31 protein-coding genes and 2 pseudogenes are annotated in these 26,242 nt (G+C 60.8%); 17 read left to right on the top strand and 16 right to left on the bottom strand.

The genetic code is table 11. The annotated features are described in order from the left end of the window. The first annotated feature begins 4 nt into the window (after positions 1-4). A complete protein-coding gene (locus NKH98_RS25090) occupies positions 5-268 on the top strand; it encodes an SDR family NAD(P)-dependent oxidoreductase (protein ID WP_352902604.1) in 264 nt (87 codons plus the stop codon). A 1,777-nt stretch (positions 269-2,045) separates the two neighbouring features. Here NKH98_RS25090 and NKH98_RS25085 read toward each other — a convergent pair. The 3 genes from NKH98_RS25085 to NKH98_RS25075 all read right to left on the bottom strand — a co-directional run bounded on the left by NKH98_RS25085 (position 2,046) and on the right by NKH98_RS25075 (position 4,125). Continuing rightward, positions 2,046-2,429 carry a hypothetical protein gene (locus NKH98_RS25085; protein ID WP_352473695.1) on the bottom strand — a complete coding sequence of 128 codons (384 nt, stop codon included), beginning with the start codon at positions 2,427-2,429 and terminating at the stop codon, positions 2,046-2,048. A 985-nt stretch (positions 2,430-3,414) separates the two neighbouring features. Beyond that, on the bottom strand, positions 3,415-3,768 hold the full coding sequence (locus NKH98_RS25080) for a hypothetical protein (RefSeq protein WP_352902602.1): 354 nt from the start codon (positions 3,766-3,768) through the stop codon (positions 3,415-3,417). Between the two features lie 228 nt (positions 3,769-3,996). Next, entirely contained in the window at positions 3,997-4,125 is a 129-nt protein-coding gene (locus NKH98_RS25075; protein ID WP_352503340.1) for a hypothetical protein, read from the bottom strand. Between the two features lie 283 nt (positions 4,126-4,408). On the opposite strand from NKH98_RS25075, the gene NKH98_RS25070 reads away from it, so the two are divergent. After that, positions 4,409-4,918, top strand: coding sequence for a ferritin-like domain-containing protein (locus tag NKH98_RS25070; protein WP_352902599.1), 510 nt, complete (start codon positions 4,409-4,411; stop codon positions 4,916-4,918). 699 nt (positions 4,919-5,617) lie between these two features. Here the strand turns inward: NKH98_RS25070 and NKH98_RS25065 are convergent. The 6 genes and pseudogenes from NKH98_RS25065 to NKH98_RS25035 all read right to left on the bottom strand — a co-directional run bounded on the left by NKH98_RS25065 (position 5,618) and on the right by NKH98_RS25035 (position 10,055). After that, entirely contained in the window at positions 5,618-6,382 is a 765-nt protein-coding gene (locus tag NKH98_RS25065) for a hypothetical protein (protein ID WP_352902597.1), read from the bottom strand. Further along, positions 6,379-7,263 carry a hypothetical protein gene (locus NKH98_RS25060; RefSeq protein WP_352902594.1) on the bottom strand — a complete coding sequence of 295 codons (885 nt, stop codon included), beginning with the start codon at positions 7,261-7,263 and terminating at the stop codon, positions 6,379-6,381. The genes NKH98_RS25065 and NKH98_RS25060 overlap by 4 nt, the downstream gene beginning before the upstream one ends. Beyond that, positions 7,260-7,655, bottom strand: coding sequence for a phage holin family protein (locus NKH98_RS25055; RefSeq protein ID WP_352902592.1), 396 nt, complete (start codon positions 7,653-7,655; stop codon positions 7,260-7,262). Before NKH98_RS25055 ends, NKH98_RS25060 begins: the two co-directional genes overlap by 4 nt. Positions 7,656-7,659: 4 nt before the next feature. Then, entirely contained in the window at positions 7,660-8,175 is a 516-nt protein-coding gene (locus NKH98_RS25050) for a hypothetical protein (protein ID WP_352902589.1), read from the bottom strand. Between the two features lie 61 nt (positions 8,176-8,236). Beyond that, positions 8,237-8,805 (bottom strand): annotated as a pseudogene (locus NKH98_RS33035) (transposase); the annotation flags it as partial. A 62-nt stretch (positions 8,806-8,867) separates the two neighbouring features. Beyond that, a complete protein-coding gene (locus NKH98_RS25035) occupies positions 8,868-10,055 on the bottom strand; it encodes a YihY/virulence factor BrkB family protein (RefSeq protein WP_352508332.1) in 1,188 nt (395 codons plus the stop codon). A 107-nt stretch (positions 10,056-10,162) separates the two neighbouring features. Here NKH98_RS25035 and NKH98_RS25030 point away from each other — a divergent pair, with 107 nt between their 5' ends. After that, positions 10,163-11,020 (top strand): alpha/beta fold hydrolase, encoded by an 858-nt coding sequence (locus tag NKH98_RS25030; protein WP_352508333.1) that lies wholly within the window; start codon positions 10,163-10,165, stop codon positions 11,018-11,020. 340 nt (positions 11,021-11,360) lie between these two features. Here NKH98_RS25030 and NKH98_RS25025 read toward each other — a convergent pair whose 3' ends face one another. The 3 genes and pseudogenes from NKH98_RS25025 to NKH98_RS25015 form a co-directional block, all read right to left on the bottom strand. Next, entirely contained in the window at positions 11,361-11,618 is a 258-nt protein-coding gene (locus NKH98_RS25025) for a hypothetical protein (RefSeq protein WP_352508334.1), read from the bottom strand. A 446-nt stretch (positions 11,619-12,064) separates the two neighbouring features. Next, positions 12,065-12,278 (bottom strand): annotated as a pseudogene (locus NKH98_RS25020) (alcohol dehydrogenase catalytic domain-containing protein); the annotation flags it as partial. Positions 12,279-12,428: 150 nt separating this feature from the next. Beyond that, positions 12,429-12,677, bottom strand: a complete 249-nt coding sequence (locus tag NKH98_RS25015) for a cyclophilin-like fold protein (protein ID WP_352516146.1) — start codon at positions 12,675-12,677, stop codon at positions 12,429-12,431. Here NKH98_RS25015 and NKH98_RS25010 point away from each other — a divergent pair. Beyond that, a complete protein-coding gene (locus NKH98_RS25010) occupies positions 12,652-12,825 on the top strand; it encodes a hypothetical protein (RefSeq protein WP_352902585.1) in 174 nt (57 codons plus the stop codon). The two genes, NKH98_RS25015 and NKH98_RS25010, sit on opposite strands and share 26 nt — an antisense overlap. After that, entirely contained in the window at positions 12,788-13,387 is a 600-nt protein-coding gene (locus NKH98_RS25005) for a 5'-3' exonuclease (protein WP_352902582.1), read from the top strand. The genes NKH98_RS25010 and NKH98_RS25005 overlap by 38 nt, the downstream gene beginning before the upstream one ends. A gap of 400 nt (positions 13,388-13,787) precedes the next feature. On the opposite strand, the gene NKH98_RS25000 is transcribed toward NKH98_RS25005, so the two are convergent. Next, positions 13,788-14,000, bottom strand: a complete 213-nt coding sequence (locus tag NKH98_RS25000) for a DUF982 domain-containing protein (RefSeq protein ID WP_352516152.1) — start codon at positions 13,998-14,000, stop codon at positions 13,788-13,790. 129 nt (positions 14,001-14,129) lie between these two features. On the opposite strand from NKH98_RS25000, the gene NKH98_RS33030 reads away from it, so the two are divergent. Next, the gene (locus tag NKH98_RS33030; protein ID WP_352682210.1) at positions 14,130-14,549 is read left to right on the top strand and encodes a hypothetical protein; all 420 of its coding nucleotides are present in this window, start codon (positions 14,130-14,132) and stop codon (positions 14,547-14,549) included. Between the two features lie 566 nt (positions 14,550-15,115). Here the strand turns inward: NKH98_RS33030 and NKH98_RS24990 are convergent. Continuing rightward, positions 15,116-15,244 (bottom strand): helix-turn-helix domain-containing protein, encoded by a 129-nt coding sequence (locus tag NKH98_RS24990; protein WP_352516145.1) that lies wholly within the window; start codon positions 15,242-15,244, stop codon positions 15,116-15,118. A gap of 31 nt (positions 15,245-15,275) precedes the next feature. Here NKH98_RS24990 and NKH98_RS24985 point away from each other — a divergent pair, with 31 nt between their 5' ends. After that, complete coding sequence (locus NKH98_RS24985) at positions 15,276-15,647, top strand: hypothetical protein (protein WP_352508346.1); 372 nt, start codon at positions 15,276-15,278, stop codon at positions 15,645-15,647. A 295-nt stretch (positions 15,648-15,942) separates the two neighbouring features. Here NKH98_RS24985 and NKH98_RS24980 read toward each other — a convergent pair whose 3' ends face one another. Beyond that, positions 15,943-16,284, bottom strand: a complete 342-nt coding sequence (locus NKH98_RS24980) for a hypothetical protein (protein ID WP_352902579.1) — start codon at positions 16,282-16,284, stop codon at positions 15,943-15,945. A gap of 173 nt (positions 16,285-16,457) precedes the next feature. Between NKH98_RS24980 and NKH98_RS24975 the strand changes: the two genes are divergently transcribed. Together NKH98_RS24975 and NKH98_RS24970 are read left to right on the top strand one after the other, a co-directional pair. Beyond that, complete coding sequence (locus NKH98_RS24975; RefSeq protein WP_352902576.1) at positions 16,458-16,760, top strand: hypothetical protein; 303 nt, start codon at positions 16,458-16,460, stop codon at positions 16,758-16,760. Next, a complete protein-coding gene (locus NKH98_RS24970; RefSeq protein WP_352508339.1) occupies positions 16,747-16,935 on the top strand; it encodes a hypothetical protein in 189 nt (62 codons plus the stop codon). The genes NKH98_RS24975 and NKH98_RS24970 overlap by 14 nt, the downstream gene beginning before the upstream one ends. Before the next feature lie 297 nt (positions 16,936-17,232). Here the strand turns inward: NKH98_RS24970 and NKH98_RS24965 are convergent, their stop codons facing one another. Further along, positions 17,233-17,451 carry a KTSC domain-containing protein gene (locus NKH98_RS24965; protein ID WP_352902685.1) on the bottom strand — a complete coding sequence of 73 codons (219 nt, stop codon included), beginning with the start codon at positions 17,449-17,451 and terminating at the stop codon, positions 17,233-17,235. A gap of 270 nt (positions 17,452-17,721) precedes the next feature. Here NKH98_RS24965 and NKH98_RS24960 point away from each other — a divergent pair, with 270 nt between their 5' ends. The 8 genes from NKH98_RS24960 (at position 17,722) to trbJ (ending at position 26,210) form a co-directional block, all read left to right on the top strand. After that, positions 17,722-17,955, top strand: a complete 234-nt coding sequence (locus NKH98_RS24960) for a hypothetical protein (protein ID WP_352508341.1) — start codon at positions 17,722-17,724, stop codon at positions 17,953-17,955. Between the two features lie 970 nt (positions 17,956-18,925). Then, positions 18,926-20,953: a conjugal transfer protein TraG gene (locus NKH98_RS24955; RefSeq protein WP_352755438.1), complete on the top strand. Its 2,028-nt coding sequence runs from the start codon at positions 18,926-18,928 to the stop codon at positions 20,951-20,953. A 120-nt stretch (positions 20,954-21,073) separates the two neighbouring features. Then, on the top strand, positions 21,074-21,487 hold the full coding sequence (locus NKH98_RS24950) for a CopG family transcriptional regulator (RefSeq protein ID WP_352755440.1): 414 nt from the start codon (positions 21,074-21,076) through the stop codon (positions 21,485-21,487). Beyond that, the gene (gene trbB / locus NKH98_RS24945; RefSeq protein WP_352902574.1) at positions 21,484-22,452 is read left to right on the top strand and encodes a P-type conjugative transfer ATPase TrbB; all 969 of its coding nucleotides are present in this window, start codon (positions 21,484-21,486) and stop codon (positions 22,450-22,452) included. The genes NKH98_RS24950 and trbB overlap by 4 nt, the downstream gene beginning before the upstream one ends. 11 nt (positions 22,453-22,463) lie before the next feature. Beyond that, positions 22,464-22,772: a TrbC/VirB2 family type IV secretion system protein gene (locus NKH98_RS24940; RefSeq protein ID WP_023680310.1), complete on the top strand. Its 309-nt coding sequence runs from the start codon at positions 22,464-22,466 to the stop codon at positions 22,770-22,772. Continuing rightward, on the top strand, positions 22,772-23,044 hold the full coding sequence (locus NKH98_RS24935) for a VirB3 family type IV secretion system protein (RefSeq protein WP_023680309.1): 273 nt from the start codon (positions 22,772-22,774) through the stop codon (positions 23,042-23,044). Before NKH98_RS24940 ends, NKH98_RS24935 begins: the two co-directional genes overlap by 1 nt. Then, entirely contained in the window at positions 23,038-25,488 is a 2,451-nt protein-coding gene (gene trbE / locus NKH98_RS24930) for a conjugal transfer protein TrbE (RefSeq protein ID WP_352902571.1), read from the top strand. The genes NKH98_RS24935 and trbE overlap by 7 nt, the downstream gene beginning before the upstream one ends. After that, positions 25,485-26,210 carry a P-type conjugative transfer protein TrbJ gene (gene trbJ / locus NKH98_RS24925; RefSeq protein WP_352902569.1) on the top strand — a complete coding sequence of 242 codons (726 nt, stop codon included), beginning with the start codon at positions 25,485-25,487 and terminating at the stop codon, positions 26,208-26,210. The genes trbE and trbJ overlap by 4 nt, the downstream gene beginning before the upstream one ends. Positions 26,211-26,242: the final 32 nt, after the last annotated feature.

Below are 26,242 nucleotides of genomic sequence, written 5' to 3'. Positions count from 1 at the left end.
ACGAATGGCCGAACTGCGGGGAGCCGTCGTCGTGGTCGCCGGCGCCTCGAGCGGCATCGGCAGAGCGACTGCTCTGGGTTTGGCGCGCAAAGGCGCACGGCTAGTGCTGGTCTCAAGAAACGCGGACGCACTCGACAAGGTCGCCAAGGAGTGCGCCGACTTGGGCGGTGAGGCGCTGACCTTTGCCACCGATATGGCGGACGATGCGGCCCGTGGAGAATGCGCAGCTTTGCCGTGTCGCGTTTCGGCAGGATCGACGTGTGGGTGAATTGCGCCGCAGTCCTGCTTTTCGGCCGCTTCGAGGAAATCCCGCCGCATGTGTGATCAGGACGTTTCTGGTGGATGGCGCCGGTACTGAACAAAGCTTGTGACCAGTCGGATGCGGTGAGTGGAAGAGCCCGCCGGCTTCCCCAGCCCCCTTGGGGTGCAACCTGTAGTGAATGGACTGGAAGACAATCTTGCCGTCCTGAATGACGGAACTGTCGGCGCCCTCAATGGCTTCGGACCTGGACGAAGTTGCCGACCAGATCAGCAGTGTATAGGGGCCGCGGACCTGTTTTGCGATGTAGTTGAACTCACCTTGAGGCAGCTGCTCGCGCAGGCGTTTGGACGACAGGCGGACGGCATCATGGCCTCTAAATTCGAATTCGCGGTCAAGAGGACCACGTCCACAGCATAGTTGCGCCTAAGATCCTCCTCGATGTCGCCAGCGGCGCGAAGCCTCAGATGGTCTTCGAAAACCCCCTCTGCGGCCGAGCACGTTATGTCTCCTTTGCAGTACCGGAAAGGCCGTGGACAGCCGTCTCGTCCTTCGCGATGCTGAACGGATGCGACCGCGGTTTGTTCCTGAGGCCAACATGCGCTGGAGCCGGATTGCCTTGCACCCCCGATCACAAACGAATGAGAACATTCAATCGGGGTCCTCATGGCTTCCGCCATCGACATTCTGGCATGCTGACCAGCGACGAGGTCGGCAATTCTCCAGGACTAGAGCGGCCGGCCAGGTGCGCTTGCAGCGGTGCCGGAGGGACCTCACGCTCCAAGGCCGTCCTCGCCTTCGCCAGCGACAACCACAAGGCCTGCAAAAAAGCTTCATCTGCTTGCGGTGTTAATCCGACCTCCTTGCAATGTTCAACGATCCTGTCCTGAATCGACACTGCGGTTTCATACCGTTGGACAACCCTTGCCAGAACGTCCTGACAGGTGCCAATCGCCACCTCCCGAATGTGGTCAGCGACGGGAGAGAGGCCAGCACGGGTGACATCATGAGCAACGGGGCGTCCCGATCAGTCGGATGTATTCCGCCTCGGGCTGCCCATAAGAACGATCCGCCAACGCGCGTCTATAGCAATAGCTTCAGCCTTCAATTGAACAAGCAATCGTGCGGGGACCGGTCCTCACCCATGACCAGGGCTGATCCGGTCATACCGTCAAAGCCAATAATGCCAACCTCGGCCTCGACCTCAGCCCGAAGCTTCGCCACCATTGACCCGAGACCGCTCTCGAAGAAATCGAGGTGTCAATCGGGACCGAGGCCTGCTCCAGGTGCGTCGTCAGTCCCAAGTGACGGCCTTCGAGGTGAGGCTGCAGCAATGTCAGATCCGGCGCGCTCAGGCGCCGCTACAGTTCGTTCTTGAACGAGGTTTCCATCTGCGCTGTCTCCCGATCGGGGCGGAAGCGCGATGGTCGCTCACAGCTGACGACGCCCTAACAATTGTCGACAGTCAGGGGAAAGTATACCTAAAAGGGCCGGGAGTCTCAAAAAGCTACTATGCTGACCAGAGAAGCTCGTCAGTTTGGCGATCATCAAGATGCTGCTAACAAGCAGTGTCCGCCTCTACCGGTCGAAGGTTGCCTTCGCAATCTGGTGTGCGCCTTTTGTCGAAGCATACGGCCCCACACTGATTCATCCTCTGGGGAAGCCAAGCGGTATCGACGCTGCCTGAAAAATTACGCGCAAGCGCTCCACACTTTCGGGGCGGCGCTTTGTCGATCGCCCAGAGTAGCCAAGCACCCCTTCTTTATCCCATAGTATTCGTCTTCGCCTATTGCTCCGGAACGGCAGAGGTTTGCGGACGATTTCGTGCTGCTTCGGCAATTTCCGGGATGTATTTCGTCGCGGTGCAGCTTCGGTTCACATTGGCGCGTGCGTCGAATACCTCTTTCTCGCAGACCCGCTTGGCGAGCTCGATAGGCACATGAACTGCCAGAGGCACTTCCACCTCAGAGATTCCAAGCTCCCGTGCGATCTGCTGTTTCACTTCGTGCCTGCCAAGCGAAACATCGACGCCGACATCCTCGGCATCTTCGGTTGTCGATGATGCGCCTTGCCCCGGAAGATCTTGCTGCTCGGTCTGAGCAAATGACTGCACGGCAAAGAGTTGCAACGCGAACACGGCGAGCGGCAAAATTCGTTGGAATACTCTCATGCCTGGCTCCTGCAGGTGCCTTTAACAACGGCAAAGTGTTTGAAGCGTTCCAGAGGCGGGGATGCGCGCGCTCAGCGGCAGTCGAGGCGGGTTTTTTCTGTTGGCGTGGAATGCGATATGGCGACCATGGTTGGGTGCCGACAGCCGACTGTGCTGGCACATCGGAGTGTAGGAAGTTGCCTACCGAGAAAGAAAGACAAGCCAGAGACGAGCGCGCCTCGGATGCTGCACGAGGATTGACCGACATTGAGGGTGCGGCACGAGACGCAAAGACCGCGGCTTCGGGAGCAGCGCCTGAAGGCCGCACTTGCTGTGACGTCGGCCCGCGGCATCTAAACCGAAGAGGACACCAAAACCGTGAAAGCCTAGCAGTCACTTGCACCACACGGACTTGCATTCAACCCCACGGTGCTCAAGATCCAAGTAGGCTCTGCAGCTCTCTAGGCTCAGAACGTCGTGCACCCAAGTTAGATCCTGCTGCAGCAGTCAGGACTACCCCAGAACGAATATGGCCAGCAGGGCAACAAAGAGAACAAGGGCGATCGCGGCGCCCCAGATGAGGACCTTTCCGGTGCCGCGTTGCTCTTCCTCGCGAGAAACGTCTTTCGCCATTCCATGCATCCTTTGCGAAGGTCCAAACTGAGCAACGTGCCGTGCCAGGCTGTTCCCAACGCTCTCGAAGCCAACTTGGTGTCAGTCCAACTGCCGGTTGCCGTAGGGCTTCTTCGCTCTAGCGCTATCGGCAATACAGCGCGGCTCTCCTCTGAGCGCGACCGCAGCTCCCTTCAGGCATGATGCGCGAGCAGGCGGATATGTATCTGACCGAAAGCAAACAGAAGCCAGGCCTGCCCACTGAAAGCACAAGGTTCCTCAACTGACGCTCGGCTGGCGGCAACTTGCTCGCCAGCCGAGTTGAGTTCAGGCGGTGGTCGGGGGAGATCAGCCAGCCACACGCTGGTGATTCCAACCTGAGCCGATGTGCCAATCAGCAACCTTCGTCGGTCTTTTTGACCTGGCCTGGCGCGGCGGTGTTGGCTGCCGTGTCCTGCTGACCTGGCGCCGCCTGCTGAGCGCTGCCAGTCTGCTGGCCGGGCGCGCAGTCTCTGGCCGAGTTCCGATTTGTGGTGCCGCTGGTGGTGGTCGTGTCGGTGCCTTGATCGCCGGACATGTTGGTCCCGCTGCTCGTCGTGCCGGTGCCCTGATCCGTCGTGCTGGGCATGGTCGTCGTGGTCGAGGTTCCGCTCGTCGAGGTTCCGCTCGAAGTTCCGCTGGTCGTCTGGGCAAAGGAAAGCCCGGCCGACACCGCCAGCACGGCCGAAGCCAAAAGGATGCGTTTCATCTTCTTTCTCCTGTCTGAATGCGCGGGATGCGCCTGGCAAATTGAACAGGCAGACAGAAGGAGTGTTCCCCGATGAAGTTCAACTTTTGTAACTCTGGTCGTAGGTCAGCCTTAGGATGGCCGGCGTATATTAGAACCTCATGACGGCGGCTCGAGTCGAAAAGCAATCAACGAGCGGAGAGGCCGTCGCGTTCCTTGTGACTGCGGTGGCGCGGTGAGGCACAAGGCTCAATGCGGAGCGCCAGCGGCCGCGATCAGCGCCTCGTCGAGAATCCACTTCACGCCGAGCGCTGGTAGCTTCATCTGCTTGCCGTTCTTACTTGCCAGGAACGACATGCAGCGGTCGCAGTATGCCATGCGGGACCTTCAATATGTCGCCGCGTCGGATGGCCAGGAAGCGGCCAGTGCCAGTTGGACTTTGTGATGGAGCGGCGCAGCGGCGAGCGTCCACGGGCCGTTTTCCTTGCGCCGATCTTCCCGATCTTCGCCTTTTCCACGCATCGCTGCAGGATTTTTCGCGAGGTGAATTGAGACCCGCCACGGCGCTGATCTCTGCGACGGTCAAGGCCCGTTCGGCGGGCTCTACTCCGGAACAATGTCCTCTTCTGAAAGTTTCCTTAGATCGCAAAGGAGATTCGAGATGTCAGAAAGCCGCGAATGGTTTGTCCAATGGCTTAGAGATGCCCATGCCATGGAAGAGCAGGCCGAAACGATGTTGAACGGGCAGTTGGGTCGCATCGAGAACTATCCCGAGCTGAGCGACCGGATCCGACAGCACCTCGACGAGACGAAGCAGCAGGCTGCCCGGCTGAAGACTTGTCTCGATCAGATGGACGAGGGTTCATCCACGATGAAGGACGCTGGCGGTAAGCTGACGGCGATGGCGCAATCGCTGAGCGGCGTCTTCGCTGGGGACGAGGTGATGAAAGGATCGCTCGCGAGCTACACGTTCGAGCACATGGAAATCGCCTCCTACACGATCCTGATTGCCGCTGCTCGATCGCTCGGCGAAACGGAGGCTCTTCGGGCTTGCGAAGAGAATCTGCGAGAGGAAGTCGCGATGGCGGATTGGCTGAAATCCCGTCTTCCCTCCACGACCGAGCAGTTCCTTGCGCGGGCCGAAGCGGACAGCGACAGCGCCAAGCGGTGATCGGGTAGGAACGTAGTAACCGTAAACTGGGTGATCGGGATTCGTCCGCTAGCGCGTCCCCCTTCGTGAACGCTGGGCAACGAACACGCCTAGCAGGCGGTCGTCGAGCTGCGCATTTCGAGAAATTGCAACGACGAGCGATGCTAATATTGCGGCGTCGTCACTTAGAGAGTCGAAGCGTTCGCCTGCGCAAGCTTGGTCGAATATGGCAATAGCCAGATCGGAAGGGCTAGCGCAGCGCTCGGCGAAATAAAGCTCGAGTGGGCGTGTTAAAACGTTCCAAACGAGGTCGCGATAGCGGAATGCCCGAGAACGCTCTAGATGACTGAGCAGTTGCGTGCGCGGGCACCGGCAGCGCCAAGCCGGATCGGAGAAAGTTCGTCCTGACAGCGGACAGAGCGCGCCGTTGCGCTCACGTTATGGGGTCGGCAGCACTTGCACGGTTTTCGGGGTGAATTCCGCTTCAGCCGGTCGCTGGCGGTTTCGCTGAAGGCCGTGACCGACCGGCCGACGATCATCATGCTCGAAGGGGTTGACCGCTTTGTCCGATCTTCTCCGCCGTGCGCATCGTCATCGCGCCGTCCGTGGTTCCAGAATATGCAATCCGATGGCTGAACTCGTCGGGACTCGATAAATGTCAGCGCGGCACATACTTTGCCTTCAGGACGACTGTTTCTCTGCAATGACCTCTGTCTACGCTCATCCAGTTCGGTCGGTGTCCATCTGCTCATTCAGACGTCGTTGGTAGGCAAAGCCGACAGCCGCGGCGACTGCCAAACCCGCCGCCGCCAGAAGGAGTTTGTCCTGCGTATGCTCATCGCCCGATGCGTCTTGAACAGCTAACGAAGCTTCATCGAAGGGCCGGGATGCTCTTGCGGCAGTCTCGCCCTGCTGCTGCCCATCGCCGCTATGGCGGATACCCGCAGCTAGACGTTCTGTCTTCTCTTTAACAGTTTTCTTGGCCACGCCGGTCAACTCGGCAGCTTCGCGTTTTATTTTGCCAGCCGTTTCAAGAGCGAAATCACTGACGCTTTCCGCCAAATCGCTAGATTGCTCCTTCAGGCGCTCCTTGGCGTACGATAGGTGATCAACCTGCTGCTCGCCGGGTGGCCGGGCTGAATTGGTCCGCAACAAGCTGATCAATCCCGCTCCGACGAGTGCGGTTGCGATCGGCGGATGGCGGAGGAAACGCCACCCCAAACCGGCCCCAATCGCCAAAGCAGCGCTCGGATTGGCAGCCGCCTTGGCCTTGAGATCGTCAATAATCGCCTGCGCCACCGATTGCATTGAGGCTCTTGCTTTCTCCACCAGGGCATCCTTTGCCTCAAGCGCTTCGTGTTTCAAATCATCGGTAAATTCGGAGAGCGTGTTTGGCGACCGAAGTGTCGACAAGTCCTCGGCGAGCTTAGCCCGGGCAGCCTCAACTTCGTATTCAAGATGCTCAAGTTGCGGATCGGCCATCATAAATCTCTCTTGCCACCGGGGCGGGCAGGTTTGCTCGACCGAGCGTTGCCCGTCCGCTGCGATTTGGCCGTTATTCCTTCCGAAGGGGTGGCGCTGCCCGGTTGCAGCTTGGCGGCCGGAGTGGATGAACCGCTCGATCCACTTGGGCTTGGCGAAGGCGGCTGCACGGGTTCACTTGATTGCTCTTCTGACAAGGCGCTTCCAAAGGCGCCCGCAACGTCCCTTGCGACCTCCTTGAGGCCGTCCGAATTCAGCCCATGTTCCTCGGCGGCGCTTTTGAGCCGTTCGCCCGCCTTTGTTGTCGAGGACTTCAAGCGGTCCCCAGCTTTTTCAGCAGCATCCGTCAATCGCTCTCCTGCTGGGCCGAGCGTGCGCCTCTCGACATCGCTGGCCGGCAAAGCAGCAGCTATGGCGGCACCGGCTGCGAAGCCGGCCAGGACAAAAGCCAATGGCTGTTCTTCCACCATGCGGCCAATCGTGTCCTGGAACGTTGATTGGGCTTGCTGCACCACGCCCCCTGACTTCTCGGATACGGTGCGACCGGCCTGTTCTGCGTATGCCGCGACCGATGATGCGTAGTGACTTGCGGTTTCACTCACCTTCTCCCCAATGCCGGCTAAATTGTCGCGCATGGCCTCAGCTGTCTCGCTAGCCTGTTCCTGCGCTTTTGACGCCCCGCCGCTGGCGGTGCGTGCGTGCGGAGCATTTTGGCGCCCGTTGGTTCCACGGGATTGCTCGCGATGCCCGGCACTTGAACCGCGGCTGCGCATTAGCAGCGCGCACCCTGCTGCGACGAGCAGAAGGCCTTCGGGATTGTTCCTAGCGGAGCTGAGAAGCCATTCTTTCGTTCCAAAATCCTGGACCTGTGAATTGCGGCTCATGTTAGTTGCTCCTTGGTTGTCGCAATATCCTGCTTTATTTGGCTTATAGAGTGTGTCGGCAGAAGTTCTTTTTGCGCATCAGCGCGGCCCCTATAGTAGGCGAAAACAGCGGCAGCCGCCGTTGCGGTCGCGACTATGAGACACGACCAGTGCAGGGCTATCCCTAAGCTCGAGATTCCAAGTACGAGGGCTTGCATTAGAAGCAGAGCGGCGGCCACTCCCAGGGCGCCAGCAGCAGACATCCACACACCTGCTTGGAGCTTCGTTGAGACGTTGGCGGACAGCTCCGCATGCGCCAGGCGCAACTCTTTTTGAAAGAGGTCCGCGGCGTCCGCCAACACTGCCGACAGTGCTTGAGGGAGAGGCGAATTCTTCAGTTGTTCCTGTGCCATCAGATCAGTTCGCTCCCGGCCGCCTTTCCTTGATGGATTCTGAAGCGGGAGGCGCGCTCTTCAGTGTGCGGAATGTCAAAAAACCCGCTACGGCGGCCAGCCCAAAAACCAAACCCGGCTTGCGCCTGGCCAAATCGGACGCTGCAAGAACCAGTTGATCGACGGATCTGTCTCGCAGGTCGTCTGCGTATCCATCAAGCCTATTCGCGAAGGTGCGCACGACCCCAGCGACTATCGGTGCATTTGTGTCGAGGTCCTCGGCCGTACGTTTGGTCGAGCTAGCCAGTTGGCCGATCACCTCGGCGCCGCTGCCGACCTGACGGTCCAACATCTCCTTCACCTGATTGGTCACGGTGGACGCGCCACCAGCGGCCGCCCGTTTGGCGGTTCCCGCTGCCCCTTGTGCTATGTCCGACGCTTTGGATAACGCACCCCTTACGGTCGCTCCTATGTCTTCCGAGGTACCGTCACCAGCTTTTACCGCAGTTGGGCGACGCCGTTCAGAATTCCGGTTGTTCATGGTTTCCTCCATTCGAGGAGCAAACGGAGGTAAGGCCCGTTGGTTCCCAATGAGCGACTGGCTAGGGTGTCCAAGTTGCGTTTTCGAACTCGGTGCGCGGATCGGGTGCGTTTGCATTGGGAATGACGAGTTGCTTGCGGGCGAGCGCAATGCGAATCACCCATCTGTCCCTTCCCTGCCTGCTTCAACTCTGATGGAAGGCGCCGAGGTGGGGACCATATCTGGCGACGGTGAGCGCGACGAGGAGAGGCTGCGCGGACCTTCACGGCCGCCGCGCACCGGTCTTCGACCGCTGCGCCTCCCGCTGTCACTGGCGATCGGCGCCAAGCCTACGAGTTTGGCGATGGCTTTATTGGAAAGGGTGCCAATCTCGGACAACTCGGCCATCAGGAGTACGCGGGCGACACCGTTGACCGGACGGAAGATCTAATCGAGACAGGCCCACAGCGGGTCGTCGTCGCGTAGCGAGGCGATCTCGCCTTCAAGTCGGTGGCTCTGACGCTTCAGCAGAACAACGACCTCGTCGAGGCTGGCGAGGGGTTCGGCATCGGCGACGGCGCTTTTGCGTTGCTTCTGGATGGTGAGATCGCCTGTCACCTCGGCAAGCCGGGCCCGCGGCTTGAGCCGTTCTGGGCCACGCTCCGCGGCGTGGTTACAGCCGCTTGACCATGGCATGCAAAGTGAGCTGCGCGCTACGCATTGCGCTCGTCAAAACGCGACTGCTGGTCGGCGTCATCGGCCGATCCGCCCAGCGTGTCGGCGACCGTGGCACCTCGCGAACCCATCGGCTGCTGCGCACCTGTGGTGGTGTCCATCGCTGTCTGATGCTCCATCTCGGAATTCAGCTCCGCACCTACAACCAGGATAATCACAGAAATCCAAGTCCACATCATCAAGCCGATCACTGCCCCAAGGGCTCCATACGTCGCGTTGTAGTTGGCGAAGTTTTCAAGATAGTAGGAGAATCCTATCGAGACTGCGATCCAGACCACAGCCGCGAGGAAGGCGCCCCATGTCGCCCATTTCCACTTTGCCCTTTCACGGCTGGGCCCGTAGCGGTAAATCAGCGTGGTCCCAACGCCAGCCATGATGAGCATCATCGGCCATCGAAGGATCCGCACAAGGGCTTCGATCCAGCCGCCGAGGTTCAGCAGTGCAAGCACGGCCGGCACAATCCCCACCGCGACGATAAAGCCGATGCCAATGAGGATGGCGCCAAGTGTGAAGCCCAAGGCCAGGAGATTCAGGTGGATGAAGCCGCGCTTTTCACTCTCCTCGTAGGCGATGTTCATGGCTTCGAATAGCGTCTTTATGCCGTTACTGGCGCTCCACAGTGTGACGGCAAGGCCGAAGATGAAGCCGAAGCTGAGCGCGCCAGTCTTCTGAGCGGCTAAGGACGCAAGCTGAGATCTGATAATATCCAGACCTCCCGAGGGCAGTACGCCGCCAAGGAACGCAACGTGCTCAGCGATGGTCTGAGGATCGGCGACGAGACCGTAGATGGACACGAAGGCGGCAAGCGCTGGAAAGAAGGCAAGAAGCAGATAGAATGCGGCCCCGGCCGCGATAAGCATAACACGGTCCTCGGTGAGCTCAGCGAACACCCGCCACAGCACGTCCTTCCAGCCGCGGCCAGGAATCTCTGACGGCCATTCGGCATTGCGTCCCCGGCCCTCCGGGTCGGGCGGCCGCTCAAGTTGCACTTTACCTTCGTAAGCGTCCTCGGTTGTTTTCTTCGACATGGCCGCCGGTCCGGAGCACCTTCGTCGCAGGGAAACGTATAGTAGCGCCAAAGGATGCAGGTGCAGACCTGCGCTTGCAAATAACACCCCGGCTGCAGAAACACTCGCGGCATCCCCACTTGGACCTTCGGCTCCCATGCCCATCTGCTGGGATGCGACGGCTGAGCGTGCATGTTGTCGGGACGACAGCCTGATTTAAATCCTCATTGCGCTGGATCACCTTAAGGACACTCGCGTTACCAGCCATGATCTCGCTCGCGCCTGAACATCAATTCGTCAACGCCGGAAGCATTCGGTTTCATGTCGTTCAGGCCGGGCCTGCCGGGGGTAAGCCGGTCATGCTCCTGCACGGCTTCCCGGACTTCTGGATCGGCTGGAGACGGCAGATCGGTACGCTCGCTTCCGCCGGATATCGGGTCATCGTTCCCGACCAGAGGGGCTACAACACCAGCGACAAGCCAGGGGGCATCCGCGAGTACACGCTCCCCAAGCTCCTCGGCGATGTCTTCGCCTTGGCCGACGCGCTCGGCATCGGAAGGTTTCACCTCGCCGGCCATGACTGGGGCGGCATCGTCGCTTGGGCCGCCGGGGCAAAGTTGCCTCATCGCCTGGACAAGCTCGTCATCCTGAATGCGCCCCATCCCGACGTGGTGTTTACCCATGCCCTGCGATCTCCGACGCAGTTTCTGCGGAGCAGTTACGTGGTTTTCTTCCAGATCCCATTGCTGCCCGAAGCCGTTTTGGGTGCGCGGCGCTCCGCCTTGCTCGCACGAGCACTCAGGACATCCAGCCGGGAAGGCGCCTTCGAAGAAGAGGAGATTGCAGAATATCGGCAGGCTTGGGAGCGGCCGGGGGCGCTGACCAGCATGCTCAACTGGTATCGCGCCTTGCGCTTTCGCCCGAGCCTGAAGGAGCGGATCACGACGCCCACTCTTGTTATGTGGGGGATGCAGGACCAGGCTCTGGAATCCGGGCTGGCCAAGCGCAGTCTCGCCCTTTGCGACGATGGCCGCCTGCAGACTTTCGAGGAGGGGACGCATTGGGTTCAACGCGAAGAGAGCAACGCGGTGAATGCGGCGCTTCTGGCGTTCCTGGAGGGCTGAGGAACTCAAAAATGGATAGAAACTGGGGGCAGCGTCAGATGGAGCCGGAGGAGGCCTGCAGGGCATTCCTGGCTGCGGCAAAAGAGGAGGGGACATTACAACTAGCTAAGTTGGATTGCGGTATAAGGTTCTATTATCTCCGACCAACACCGCGCTTTGCGGAGTAGATCGACAATGAGATCGACATCGTCCGTCGCCCTGACATCACCAAGCGTGACTTCGTCGGTAATGAAAAGAGCGGTCGTGCATCCGCCCACAAATATCAGACGCTCCCGAAAGTCGCTTTCCAGCGCCTCGGCTACTATCTGTAGCATGTGGAGCAGCTCGCCTCTGATGGTAGTCATTTCTTCAGAAGCCTTTCAGAAAGCCGCTCACCGGCAAGGCCCACCTCCCGCTGGTTTCCGAGCCGGATCGCATCGACAAGCGCAAGATATTCGTCCAGCCGCTCATCTTTCGGAACAGCTTCAGGCACGCTCTTGAACAAGGGCTCGATCGATTGGCCCATATCCCGGCCTTCCGCAAACGGCCAGATGTGGATGTACTCACCGCCGCTCATCAGCAGTCCTTTTAGCATTGGCGCGGCAAAGGCCGTCGGCATGCCGCGCGTGATGCCGCCCGCCTTGCGGGGAACACAAATTTCAGTCCGTGGACGAGAAAATTGTGTAGATTGCGGCGAGGGGGATTGGCTCGGCCCGTATCTCGATCTTTGATGGCGAGTCCCGACGAGAGGGTTCGCTTGATCGAAGCGTCGATCTCGTTTTGCTGATCCCGGGTAGCGATTCCAGGCCGCGAACTGAGTACGGGGCCTCGCCCGAGAAGCTCCAATGAAGCTCCCCGGAGCCAACTTGCCCCTCCTGCTCCTGCAAGCTCACGAGCTTCAGAAGCATCACGATATCCTGACTTTTCATCCCATTCATGCGGTGTGTCCTCTGTCCTAGGACATAAGACCATATCAAGGTGTATGACCCCAGTGCAGAGCGAACTCAGAACATCAAGGTGGCTTGCGCCGTCTCACTCGGCCTCAGCAAACTCGAAAGCCAACTCTCCGCCAGCGAACTGGCCGGGACGAACCGTCCTGATTTCGCTGCCGACCTCCATGACGATGCCGCAGTATTCTTGACCCATGTGCATGGGGCTTCGACATTCTGGATCCCCCTATACGGCCACAGGTCCGAGCCGCAAATGCAGGTCGCCGAGAGCTGGATGATGGGTCAGTCGGATGAAGAACCTTCGGGTCGGCGACTTCATCGCAGCGGATGTCGCCAGGACCATAAAGAACTGTTCCAAGCTTCCAAGCATTGTTGTTGTCCTGTCGTCAGCATGGGATCAGGAGAGGAGTTCGATGCGGAGCGGAATTCGCCTCCCACCAGCAGAGGATCGAAGCCGCCGTCGATGCGACCGAGCCTAATCAATCCCTGGACCAGTGGTAGCCGGCGTAGAAGATCGCAAGTTTGCCCCAAGGTGCATAGTAGCAGAGGTCCCGAACGGGCCGCTGCCCTCTTCGCTGAGCTTGCGCGGCAGGTAGCTGATCTTCTCGTTGTTCGCGGAGCGCACCTACTTGAAGGTTTGGAGAAGGCCAACTGTCGTCTAGCTTTGCAGACCGGGCCGGATGCTTTTCCTCGAGGATTGCAATGATCGTACATTTAGTGGACGGCACATACGAACTGTTTCGCCACTTCTACGGCCAACGCCGGTTCAACAACGGCCATGACAAGCCGTTTGGCGCCGTCGTCGGCGTGCTGAACACAGTGCTGGAGATGATCGAGAATGGCGCCACACACGTTGGGTGGCTACCGATCATGTAGTCGAATCTTTAGAAATCAGCTCTGGCCCGGCTACAAGACCGGGGATGGCATCGAGCCGGCGTTGCTCGCGCAGTTTCACCCCCTCGAGGAAGCCTTGGCGGCGATGGGAGTGGCGGTCTGGCCGATGATGGAGCTCGAAGCCGACGACGCGCTGGCCTCCGCGGCGCACAGCGCGGCTGCCGATGAGCGCGTGCAGAAGGCGTGCATCTGGACGCCGGACAAGGATCTCGCGCAGTGTGTCCGCGGTGACCACGTGGTCCAGGTAGACCGCAGGACCCAGAAAATTCGCGATGGCGCGGGTGTACGCAAGAAGTTCGGAGTTGAGCCGGCCCTCATTCCAGATTTCCTCGCGCTCGTCGGTGATGCCGCCGATGGCTATCCGGGTCTCGAAGGCATCGGCCTGGTCTCGGCTGCCCGGCTGCTTGGCCGCTACGGCCCTCTTGAACGCTTTCCGCCTGAAGCCCTCGGTAAGGTAGAGAGCTCGCGCTTTTGTTCAAAAATCTCGCGACGCTTCGCACGGACGCTCGGCTGTCCGCGTCCGGGACAGCCAGGACCCACTTAACCGACGGTGAATTTCTGCGCTGGCCAAACAGTGCGGCTGCACCTTATCAAAAATCGCGATCAGGATTGCGCGGAGAACTGGGCTTGATGAGCAGATGATTCTCCGTGGTCTCTTCGACCGCGAGTGTCTCGGCTCGACGGCATCGGTCTTGGCATCGCGATCCCTCACGCTCTGCTGGGCACGATCTCTTCGCCAGTCGTGTCTTTGACACGCTTGGTCCAGCCCGTTGACTTCGACGGGCCCTACGACGACCAGTCGATCTCATTTAGACTGTACAGCCAGGGCCTTCTCACGTCCAGGCTAATAGCCCGTTTTGAGGCGTTTCGGCTGCCGCGGGAGAAGGCAGTATTTCGGGCTTCAAGTGGGGCGGCTCTTCAGTGTTAGGGAGGCCGGCATGACCTCACATCAGATCTTCAACCATCCGCGCAATTTTCCCCAGACCTGCGGTGGTCCCTCTTGTTCTAAGGAGTCCCTGTTCAGCCGCGGCCGCCTTGAAGGCCTCGAGCGCAGCTTGCTGGCTGCAATGCCCGGCGAGGGACTCCTCGACCATTCGGATCGCGTTGAGCCGCCCCGGCTTTCCCATTCTAGGCCATGGTTGCTGAAGCACCTTCATTGCGTCGGCTATGGACGCGACCACCGTCAGGTTGCGATTGAGGCAGATTGTAATTGGACTGAAGGCCCGCATTCTTGTCGCTCCCCACGATTGAACGCAGCTAAACGCGAAGACAAGGGCAGTGGTTGCATGAATGTGGACTACCGCGAATTCAAAGAATCGCTGGCCGATGCGATTGAGGCTGAGCTGGCTCTCCTTGGGCCCGGCACTTTGCCTAGCCGGACCATCCTCTCGTCGTACAACAGGACCCGGCCGGCAAAAAGCATCTGTGCACCGTCCGACGCCGCGAACTATTTTTCGAGCTCGTCACGCCGCTTGCCGACGGCTTCTCAAGCACACCGCGACGAATTCGACGGCTGTGAGGGAGGAGATGAAAAGATTATGGTCGTTTCGTTGGGCCCTCCTTTAGAGCAGGGGCTCCGAGGCGGTTTGTATCGAGCAGATGTCGCATCAGATCTTGACCTGGAGATCGGCTCCGGCAGCGGGATCGGCGCAGCGCGGCAAGGATGCCACGTTCCTTCGGCGGCCCACCGGCGATGGTCTGGCTGACGGCCCCGCGAAGGCGCGAAGCATCGAGGCCTTCTTCTGCCAGTCGGGCGAGCCAACTTTCTTTGGCTGGGAGGGCGGTGCAGTGCTTCGGCTCGGAACTGTTGACACATGCGTCAGGCTGGCAGACCGGAAGCGGCGGCGTGCCCTGACGTCATGGAGACTAGGCTCGCTTCCGAAGCCGCAGATTGTGATCTCGTTGGCTATGCAGAGCATCCAGCCGTCGTTTTGATCCGTTTCCGTCATCCAGAGCCAGCGACCATCCATGAGATAAGCCGGTCTTGCCCCGCCGCGACTGTGTGGAAATCAGCCATGTTTCAAAGTCGGAATGCTGGACGAACTCGACAAGGAACTGGAGCGACGCAAGCACTGCTTCGTTCGCTACGCCGACGACTGCCCTCTATGTTCGCAGCGAGCGTGCGGGCGCACGGGTGATGGCCAGCGTCGAACACTTCCTCGACAGGCGTCTGAAGCTGAGGGTCAAGATACGAAAGAGCGCGGGTCAGCTTGGGAGAGGAGCGTTTCATAGTCTGGTGGGGCCTAATTCGCCTCGTAGTCCTAGTGGTCACCTATCGGCGCTCACCGGTCCCCTGAAGCTCCCGATAAACGCTCCGCTCACTGACCCCAGTTCCTTTGGCTATCGCTGTTCTGGTCATGCCCTCGGCATCCAACTTCACGATCTTGTCGCGCTTCCCCATCGCTGTTGGCTTCGGTCCTGGATACTTGGTCTTGTCGCCTTTTGGCGGCATCGATCCCGATCCGTTGGCGCTCCAGCATGACGCTACGCTCAAGGCCATCCGCCAGTATCTGGCGCCCTTCTACAAGTGGCGGCAGGCCGAGATCGTGGCGGCGGCCGAGCCGCTGATGCCTGGCCACCAGGCCTTTATCCGCATCATCAACCGGCGCGATCAGGCCAGACCTTTGAAACGCCTGTTCGTGGCCTCCACGCTCATATCGGCGCAGCGGGCGCTCGACATCACTAGAGCTCATTGGCAAGCAGTCCGCCGCTATACACTGGCCGTGTCCAGGCGTGGGCGTGGCCTTTCCGCCTGGGTATTAGGGTGCGGCCTGCCCGATCGGCCGTCCCTCGATCGACCCTGAGTTGCTGATCGCATGGGGATCGTCGGCCAGCTCGTCCTCGACTCGATGAGCGAAGTCGTCGACGCCGTGCGCACCGGGAAGACAAGCCTGGAGCTGTAGCGGCCTCGCCTGTCCCGCCCCGGTGTCGTCGCTTCGCTGGCGCCACGGTGAGAACGCATAGATCTGGTCCAGTATTTTCAGCATCAGAACGTTGAGCTGGCGGGAACTTGCTCGCCAGCCGAGTTGAGTTCAGGCGGTGGTCGGGGGAGATCAGCCAGCCACACGCTGGTGATTCCAACCCGAGCCGATGTGCCAATCAGCAACCTTCGTCGGTCTTTTTCACCTGGCCCGGCGCGGCGGTATTGGCTGTCGTGTCCTGCTGACCAGGCGCCGCCTGCTGAGCGCTGCCAGTCTGCTGGCCCGGCGCGCAGTCTCTGGCCGAGTTCGGATTTGTGGTGCCGCTGGTGGTCGTCGTGTCGGTGCCCTGATCGCCGGACATGTTGGTGCCGCTGCTCGTCGTGCCGGTGCCCTGATCCGTCGTACTGGGCATGGTTGTGGTGGTCGAGGTTCCGCTCGAAGTTCCGCTAGTCGTCTGGGCAAAGGAAAGCCCGGCCGACACCGCCAGCACGGCCGAAGCCAAAAGGATGCGTTTCATCATCTTTCTCCTGTCTGAATGCGCGGGATGCGCCTGGCAAATTGAACAGGCAGACAGAAGGAGTGTTCCCCGATGAAGTTCAACTTTTGTAACTCTGGTCGTAGGTCAGCCTTACGATTGCGGGCGTATATTAGAAGCCTCTTGAAGAGGACACTGCCCGCACCAGAATCCATGGCATGGCTCGGGGAATAGGCATTGGTGACCAGGTGGCGATTACGGCCAGGGTTCGAAGGCGGATAACAGAGGACCGCGTAAGCGTCTCTATCCCAGGTTACGACTTCCCACATTCCATCATCGACCACACCAAGGTGAACCGAGGCCAGCAAATCGACCTGAAAGGCGAGGTCACGCGCATCGACGAGGACACCGTGACGATCGACCTCGGGCCGCTGGTCACGGTCGACCGTGACAAGGTCCGGCTAATGGAGAAATATCGGCCGCCAAAACGACGAAAGGCACTTGTCGATGCCCCGGATTAGAACCGACAACATCGCGACCGGCTATGAGGGCAGGCCGCATGACGGGCCGGTAGAGGACGAGTCGAAGCACTTGGTCTACTGCCCAGTCTGCGGCCAAACGTTCGACGCGCGCGATCTTGGACAGGTCTTTCATCACGCTGAGCCGCAGCACCAGCCGCTTCCGGTCGAGCAATAGTCCAGCTAATTGAGCTCCGGCGGCAGACCGACGTTGAGACCTTCAGCGCGCCACCGGGTACGCTGCGTGCACCGCGCCTTCCCCGCGCGCCGATGCTCCACCTGGACCGCAAAAAAAGTCCCGCCGCATTGCCAGAACGGCGGGACCGATCAAACGCTTTGCACCAGGCGGGGGATGCGGGGGGGTTGGGCTTGCCAGGTGAGCGCGGACCGTAACCAACCCTAGGCGCCGCAGCGGCAACGCGTCCACCAACCGCCGGTTGGAGCGATAGGACGACTGAGCCGCCGGCAGGTCAGGTCATCCCGGGTCGCTGTCGCTCGCAGCCAGACGGTAGCGGAAATTGTTGCGGATGTGGTCGTTGAAATAGCGGCCCTTGGCGAACGCGGCTCGGAACGCGGCAAAGGTTTCCGGCGGTACCCCCTCAAACTCGTACCGTTTACGGCTGGCGACGAACCACACCGAGAGGGTCCTTCTATCCGGATCATATTCCATCTTGCGGATCGAGGTAGATGGCATGAGCACCATAGGCCGAGGCCCGCGCGTTGCGGGGAGCGCGGGCCGATCGGGACACCGATCTGCAGCAATACCTGGAGGGGAGGAATGGCTGCGTGCACCGAACTTGCGCGGCGGTCCCGTGTTCCAACCAGGATACAAAAAAGCTAGCTGCACCTTTCGGCATCATGCGGACGTTGGATTTGTGAGAAAGCGGGAGCGTCAATACCAACTTCTGGCGATGGAATTTTCCCGTGAGACAGGCACGCTCCACGGCGAAAGGAGTGCCCCGCCATGACCGTCCTCGCCTACAACCTTGCCAATGACATCGAAGGATTGTGGAGGGTCGTCTTCGTGCCGGACGAACTGCATCTGTATGTGGAATTCAGCCAGCCAGACGCCGACACAAACCCGGCTGATTGGATGAGCGTTGATGATTTCCTTGCATGGCGGCCAAAAGGCGCACTCCACGAGCGAGCGCGCGACAGCTTGGTTTCGCTCATTTGCAAGGCGCTGACAGGGCGATGAGACAAGGGAAACCCGCACCGAGATCCAGTGCGAGCGCCGCGAGTGGGCCTAGGGCCCCACAAGCCAGTGCCACCCCGCCGCCGGCAAACCGCGGCGGGCGAGTGCCTCGGGGACACGATGGTAGATTGCTAATGCGTTCGCGCGTGTGGCCTTAAGTCGCAAACTATTGGCTTCAGAAGCAGGGCGTCGGGCTTCATTGATGGTGCTACCAACACCATATGGTGACCCATAGCCCTCCAAAACGAGAGAAGCTCGTCCCGACGGGTCGCACTGCGGCCGTCAGCTGGTAACTGCTACGAACTAGGAAACCATCATGCCTGAAAATATCAGACCAACTTCGAGAGATGTCCCCCTCATTCAGCTAGGCCTCTATCAGTGCCGCTTCCAGGTGAGCGAAGACGCTTCTGTACCCGGCGGTTATCGTTTTTGTGCTGGGCCAACTTCGCCGGATCGCGTCTACTGCGATCACCACCACCACATTGTGACCGCCGTGGACCCTCGTCGAGCCCGTTCGGGTCTTCACCTCGCTCAACGACGCGCCGCGTAAGTCTGACTGGCGGCGGCCTCCCGGCCAGGCGCTATGCGCTCCAAGGCCGCCTTGGCTACGACCTTTCCGTCGGCTCGGTCTGGCCCATCCTCCCTGTCTTCGCCGATGTATCCCCCGTCGCCCGATTGAGAACGACGACTTCTCGCCGAGCCCTTCAGCTCGCTACTCGCACAAACGCGTCGGCTCCAAAGGTTTGTCTGTCAGCACATCTTCAATGTGCCCGCGCCTGAAGCCCCAACATCTTCTGCGACCTAACCGCGTACCTGGCACCGCCGATCGGTTGCTGCGGCGGATTTTCGCTGTTCGGAGCTGAATAATGCCTATCAACCTTGTCATCGCACCTAGTCGCACGTAGCGGCCGTTCGAATTCTCATCGCTCGGCGCGATGTTTGGTCCGTCTGGCCAGAAGAGCGGAGCAAGCCATTGACACCCACGAAGTTGCTGATTGGGCAGATCGCTGTCGTATTCGCAATTGTCATTCTTGGCGTGTGGACTGCAACCCAATGGTGCGCCCACATGCTCTCCTATCAGCCGTCACTCGGCGCACCATGGTTTGTGACAGTCGGCTGGCCGATCTACCAGCCGTGGAAGCTGTTCGAATGGTGGTTCCAATTTGACGCCTATGCGCCTGAGGTCTTTGACAAGGCTGGCATACTTGCCGGAGCCAGTGGGTTCCTGGGCTGTGCCGCCGCGATAGCTGGGTCCCTCTGGCGCGCACGGCAGCGGGGGTTGGTCACCACCTATGGGTCCTCACGATGGGCCATGAAGCTGGAAATCGAGAAGGCGGGGCTGTTTCAGCCGGCCGGCGTTTTCCTTGGCGGACTGAATTATCGCTATCTGCGCCATGACGGACCGGAACACGTCATGGCCTTTGCGCCGACACGTTCGGGCAAGGGCGTCGGACTCGTTGTTCCAACCCTTCTTTCCTGGACCGGCTCGGCCGTCATTCACGACATCAAAGGCGAGAACTGGCAGCTGACCTCTGGCTGGAGGTCGAAGTTCTCGCACTGTCTCTTGTTCAATCCGACCGATCCGAGATCGGCGCGGTACAACCCGCTGCTGGAAGTGCGCAAAGGTCCAGATGAGGTCCGCGACGTTCAGAACATCGCCGACATTCTCGTCGATCCGGAAGGCGCGCTGGAGCGGCGGAACCATTGGGAGAAGACCAGTCATTCACTTCTAGTTGGCGCCATCTTGCACGTGCTCTACGCCGAAGAGGAAAAGACACTCGCCCGTGTCGCCACCTTCCTGTCGGACCCGCAACGCTCATTCGCTGCGACACTGCAGCGGATGATGACCACCAACCACCTCGGCACGGTGGACAAGCCCCAGGTCCATCCGGTCGTGGCCTCGGCGGCTCGTGAGGTGCTGAACAAGTCAGAGAACGAGCGCTCAGGCGTTCTCTCGACCGCCATGTCGTTTCTCGGGCTCTATCGTGATCCAACGGTGGCCGCGGCAACATCGGCCTGCGACTGGCGCATTGCCGACCTTGTGGATGCCGAGCGACCGATGTCGCTGTATCTGGTCGTGCCGCCGTCGGATATCTCCCGCACTAAGCCCCTGGTGCGATTGGTGCTCAATCAAATCGGCCGGCGGCTGACCGAGCGCCTGGAGGGCGATCCAAAGAAGAGCCGCAAGCATCAGCTCCTGATGATGCTGGATGAATTTCCGGCGCTCGGTCGGCTCGACTTCTTCGAGACTGCGCTCGCCTTCATGGCAGGCTACGGCATCCGCGCTTATCTGATAGCGCAATCGTTGAACCAAATCTCCAAGGCCTATGGCGAGAACAACGCCATTCTCGACAATTGCCATGTGCGGATTGCCTTTTCCTCAAATGACGAGCGCACGGCCAAACGCATCTCGGACGCGCTCGGTACCGCGACGGAACTCAGATCGATGCGTAACTATGCCGGCCATCGGTTGGCGCCCTGGTTGTCCCACGTCATGGTAAGCCGCCAAGAGACCGCTCGCCCCCTGCTGACGCCGGGTGAGGTGATGCAGTTGCCGCAGGCTGACGAACTAATCCTGGTTTCGGGATTGCCGCCGATTCGCGCCAAGAAGTTGCGTTATTACCAGGATCCGAATTTCACGGAGCGAGTGCTGCCTTCGCCGGTGCTGCGCGACGGTGCCTACGCGGATCGGCCCACGTCGCGCCCGGACGATTGGAGCGGACAGGTGCGCGGCGTGGATCGGCGTCTTGCTGGCGACGACGACAGTGCCGGCGCGGCAATCGAAGACGGAGGTGTCCAGCAGCAGCGCCATCCGGGCCTGCCCGAAGAACGGACCCTCGTCGCCCAGGAGCCTGATCATGGCGATCTGTTCACGCCCGCAGACGATGACTGCGAGACGCTCGCCGACAAGCGCGTCATGGATCGGATTTCCACCGCAGCACGTGCGTACGGCCTCAATGAGGGAATGGGCGACGACAAGGACATCGTGCCCGGCTTCTGAACGGCGCGCCATACGCGGGCGCATCTCAGCGTAGATAACGGCCGTAAGCGATTTCGAGGATCTCGACGATGCTCGTTCCCGTCGCCGGTGCATCAGCGCCGGTCAGAGGGAACAAGCAGCATGAAGCCCCACCGCATTCGTCACCAGTTTTTGCTTGAACCCGAGTTGAGCGAGAAGCTGGAGAACCTCAGCCGCAATCCATCGACCACCAAATCGGCCATTGTGGCGCACGCGGTCGAGGCCTTTATCGAGCGGCGTGGGGAGAATGAACTCGACCACCGCTACGGCAAGAGGCTCGACCGTCTTTCCCGTGACCTCGGACATGTCAGGCGCGATGTCGAGATGATCCTGGAGAGCCTGGCGCGCTTCATCCGCTTTTCGATCACGCTTCATGCTCACACGCCGGTGCCGGACAAGGCGACGCAAGCGATTGCCCAGGAGCGCTTCGAGAAGTTCGTCGAACAAGTCGGCCGCCAAATCGCTTCCGGGAAACGGTCACTTGGCACCGACGATCGCAGGGGAGGGGAAGGATGAGTTCTCATCCGGAAGCCGACCATCGCCGCCGCGCCATGCTGCGCACCGCCATGGGTCCGGCGATCACCGAAGCCCTTGCCGATGCGACCGTCATTGAGGTGATGGTCAATCCCGACGGTGCGCTGCGGCTCGACCGGTTGGGTGAAGGCCGGGTCGACACCGGCGTGCACATGCATCCTTCTGAGGCCGAACGCATCATCCGCCTGGTCGCCTCCCACGTGCGCGCCGAGGCGCATGCGGACAATCCGATTGTCAGCGCCGAATTGCCATCGGGCGAGCGCTTCGAGGGTCTGCTGCCGCCTGTCGTGCTGGGGCCATGCTTCGCCATCCGAAAGCCTGCGGCGAAACTCTACACGTTGGCCGACTATGTCGCCGACGGGGTCATGCTGCCGCTGCAGGCCGATGCGCTGAAGAAGGCGGTCCGCGAGCGGCGCAACATCCTGGTCGCCGGCGGCACGTCGTCGGGCAAGACAACACTTGCCAATGCGCTGCTGGCACAAGCCGCCGATTGCGACGAGCGGGTGATCCTGATCGAGGACACGCGCGAACTGCAATGCGCGGCGAAGGATTGCGTTGCCTTGAGGACGAGGCCGGGGTCGATCACGCTCGCCGATCTCGTGCGCTCGACCCTGCGGCTCAGACCCGACCGCATCATCGTGGGCGAAGTCAGGGGCGCGGAAGCCCTGGACATGCTGAAGGCATGGAACACCGGGCATCCCGGCGGCATCGCGACGGTTCACGCCAATTCGGCGCGCTCCGCTCTCTACCGTATCGAGCAGCTCGCCCAGGAAGCCGTCGTCACCGTTCCCCGCCGCCTCATCGCTGATGCGGTAGATCTGATCGTCTTCATCGCTGGGCGCGGATCCTCGCGCCGCATTGACGCGATCGCTGAGGTCACCGGTCTCGACAGCAGCGGTGATTACGCCGTCACCCCGCTCACGCTTCCGCAACTCCAGCAGTTTTGAAAGGTCACCTCATGCTCAAGAAGCTTCGCTTCCTTTCGTCCACCGCGCTCGCGTTTCTTCTCACCGTCCCGGCCCACGCAGCGGGCTCCGGCATGCCTTGGGAACAGCCGCTGCAGCAGATCCTTGAGTCGGTCCAGGGACCGGTCGCCAAGATCGTCGCGGTGATCATCATCATCACCACCGGCCTGACCCTTGCTTTCGGCGACACGGCAGGCGGTTTTCGCCGGCTGATCCAGATTGTCTTCGGCCTGTCGATCGCCTTCGCGGCATCGAGCTTCTTTCTCTCCTTCTTCTCCTTCGGCGGCGGGGCACTCGTCTGATGGCCACCGGAGAGCAGCATATCGAGGGTTTCGAAGTCCCCGTTCACAGGGCATTGACTGAGCCGATCCTGCTGGGCGGCGCGCCGCGAGCGGTGGCGATCCTCAACGGCACGGTGGCCGCGGCAATAGGCCTTGGCCTGCAGCAGTGGATCGCCGGACTGGCGCTCTGGATCGCCGGCCACACGCTCGCGGTCTTTGCCGCTCGCCGCGATCCGGACTTCGCCAGCGTGCTTGTCCGTCATCTTCGCCTGAAGGGGTGGCTTGCATGCTGAACCTTTCGGAGTATCGCGGCAAAGCCGATCGGCTGGCCGATCATCTGCCCTGGGCCGCTTTGGTCGCGCCCGGCATCGTGCTCAATAAAGACGGTAGCTTCCAGCGAACCTTCCGGTTCCGTGGCCCCGACCTTGAAAGCGCGACCGAAGCCGAATTGGTCGGCATCTGCGCACGAGCCAACAATGCGCTACGAAGGTTGGGCTCCGGATGGGGGTTGTTTTTCGAGGCCGAGCGCGTTGAAGCGCTGGGCTATCCGAGCTCGGCTTTTCCCGATGCTGCCTCATGGCTGGTCGATGAGGAACGGCGCGCGGCCTTCGAGGGCAAGGTCGCGCACTTCGAGAGTCGCTATCATCTGACCTTGGTCTTCATGCCGGCGCCAGATGGCCAGGCGCGGGCGGAAAGCGCACTGGTCGACTCGCATCACTCGGGAGGGGCTAGAGACTGGCGCCAGGAGCTGGCGTGGTTTCGCGACGAGACCGACCGCGTCCTGGATTTGCTGTCCGGCTTCATGCCGGAAGTGCGCGCCCTCGATGATGCCGAGACGCTAACCTATCTGCACGGCACAATCTCGACCTACCGCCATCCGGTCGCCATGCCGGAAACGCCAATGTATCTCGACGGTGTTCTGGTTGACGCGCCGCTTACCGGCGGCCTGGAGCCGATGCTGGGTGAGCAGCATCTGTGCACCCTCACCATCCTTGGTTTCCCGAACGTCACCCGGCCAGGGATCCTCGACGCGCTCAACCATCAGGATTTCGCCTACCGCTGGATGACGCGCTTCATCCCGCTCGACAAGACGGAAGCCACAAAGACACTGACCCGGTTGCGCCGTCAGTGGTTTGCCAAGCGCAAATCGATCGCAGCCATCCTGCGCGAGGTCGTGACCAACGAACCCGTCCCTCTCGTCGATAGTGACGCCGACAACAAGGCGCTCGATGCGGATGCCGCCCTTCAGGCATTGGGCGGCGATCACGTCGGCTTCGGCTATCTCACCACAACGGTGACGGTATGGGACCAGGACCGGCAAGCCGCCGCGGAAAAGCTCCGAGCGGTTGAGCGCATAGTCAATGGGCTCGGCTTCACCACGATCCGTGAAAGCATCAATGCGGTCGAGGCGTGGCTCGGCTCGTTGCCCGGTCATGTCTACGCTAACGTTCGCCAGCCGCTCATTCACACGCTGAACCTTGCCCACGTCATGCCGCTGTCGTCGGCGTGGGCCGGTCCGGTGGATAACGAGCATCTCGCCAACGTGACTGGGACCGAATCCCCGCCGCTTCTCTTCGCAGAGACCAGCGGGTCGACACCGTTTCGGCTTTCCACCCATGTCGACGATGTCGGTCACATGCTGATCGTTGGTCCGACCGGTGCCGGCAAGTCGGTTCTGCTCGCGCTAGTCGCTCTGCAGTTTCGACGCTATGCCGGGGCGCAGGTCTATGTCTTCGACAAGGGCAATTCGGCTCGTGCGGCAACACTGGCCATGGGCGGAGAACACCACGCGCTGGGCGCGGATGGTGCGCTTGCCTTCCAGCCACTGAGCAATATCGGCGACCAGACTACTCGCAGCTGGGCGGCGGAATGGATCGCCGGCCTCATCGCCCATGAGAATGTCACCGTAACGCCTGAGGTGAAGGAGGCGATCTGGTCGGCCCTGACCAGCCTTGCCACCGCGCCGGCGCAGGAACGCACGCTCACTGGACTGTCGGTCCTGCTTCAGTCCAATGCGCTGAAATCCGCGTTGATGCCGTACACGCTCGATGGCCCGTTCGGGCGTCTGCTCGATGCCGATGAAGATCGGCTGGCTTTGTCGGATGTGCAGTGTTTCGAGACCGAAGAGCTGATGCACCAGGAAGGCGCCGTGCTGCCGGTGCTCACCTATCTCTTCCATCGCCTCGAGGAGCGGTTCGACGGCCGGCCAACACTGCTCATGCTCGACGAGGCCTGGGTCTATCTCGACAACCCGCTCTTTGCCGCCCGCATCCGCGAATGGCTGAAGGTGCTGCGAAAGAAGAACGTCTCCGTCATTTTCGCCACGCAGTCACTTGCAGACATCGCTGCCTCGTCGATCGCGCCGGCAATCATCGAGAGCTGCCCACAGCGCATTTTTCTTCCCAATGACCGTGCCGTGGAACCGCAGGTGCGGGCAGCCTATGAGTGCTTCGGCCTGAACGAGCGGCAAATCGAATTGGTCGCCCGTGCCACACCGAAGCGCCAGTATTATCTGCAGTCGCGCCGCGGCAACCGCCTCTTCGAGCTCGGGCTCGGCCCGATCGCTCTTGCGCTCTGCGGCGCCTCTGATCCGGCCACGCAAGCTTTGATCGACAGCGTCCTGTCAGAGCACGGGCAGGACAGCTTTGCCTCCCGGTTCCTGAGTGCGCGCGGCCTCGATTGGGCTGCCGAGCTTCTCCAGCAATTCCCTCAACCAGACAAGGAGCAATCGTCATGATGCGGCGCCGCCTTCTCACCAGCCTGATCACCGTTTCCCTGATCGCAAAACCGATGGCCGACTACGTCCAGCCGGCCCACGCCCTGATCGTGTTCGATCCGTCGAATTATGCGCAGAACGTGCTGACAGCGGCACGTTCCCTGGAGCAGATAAACAACCAGATCCAGTCGCTTCAGAACCAGGCGACCATGCTGCAGAACATGGCGCGCAACCTTCAGCGCCTGGATTTTTCTTCCGTCGGCCAGCTCACAGGTTCGCTCCAACGGATCGACGGCCTGATGACCCAGGCCAGCGGCCTGAGCTTCGATCTCGACAAGCTTCAGAACCAGTGGCGTGTGCAATATCCGGAAAGCTACGACGCCACAATCAAGGTCAGCGATGTGGCGAGCGCCGCGCGCGAGCGCTGGCAAAACGCCATGCAGGCGTTCCGCCAAACCATGAGCGCGCAGTCGCAGATCGTGGAGAACGTGCGGACCGACGGCGACCTGCTTACCGATCTCGTCAACCGCAGTCAGGGCGCGGCAGGTGCCCTTGAGGCAAGCCAGGCCACCAATCAGCTGATCGCGCTTTCGACCAAGCAGCAGATCCAGATTCAGACGCTGCTCGCGACCCAGTTCCGGGCTGAAGCCGAAGATGCTGCCCGCAAGGCGCAGTCCGAGGAAGCCGCCCGCGAGACGACGAAGCGTTTCCTGGGCACCGGTACGGCCTATCCCGGCAACTGATCAGCAGTTCTTCAAGACAACGAGGAAGGCGG

This window comes from Mesorhizobium sp. M0833 (genome assembly GCF_040319905.1).
Classification (GTDB): Bacteria; Pseudomonadota; Alphaproteobacteria; order Rhizobiales; family Rhizobiaceae; genus Mesorhizobium.
The sequence above is the reverse complement of the archived record's forward strand: the minus strand, read 5'-3'. Positions and strand labels throughout refer to the sequence as shown.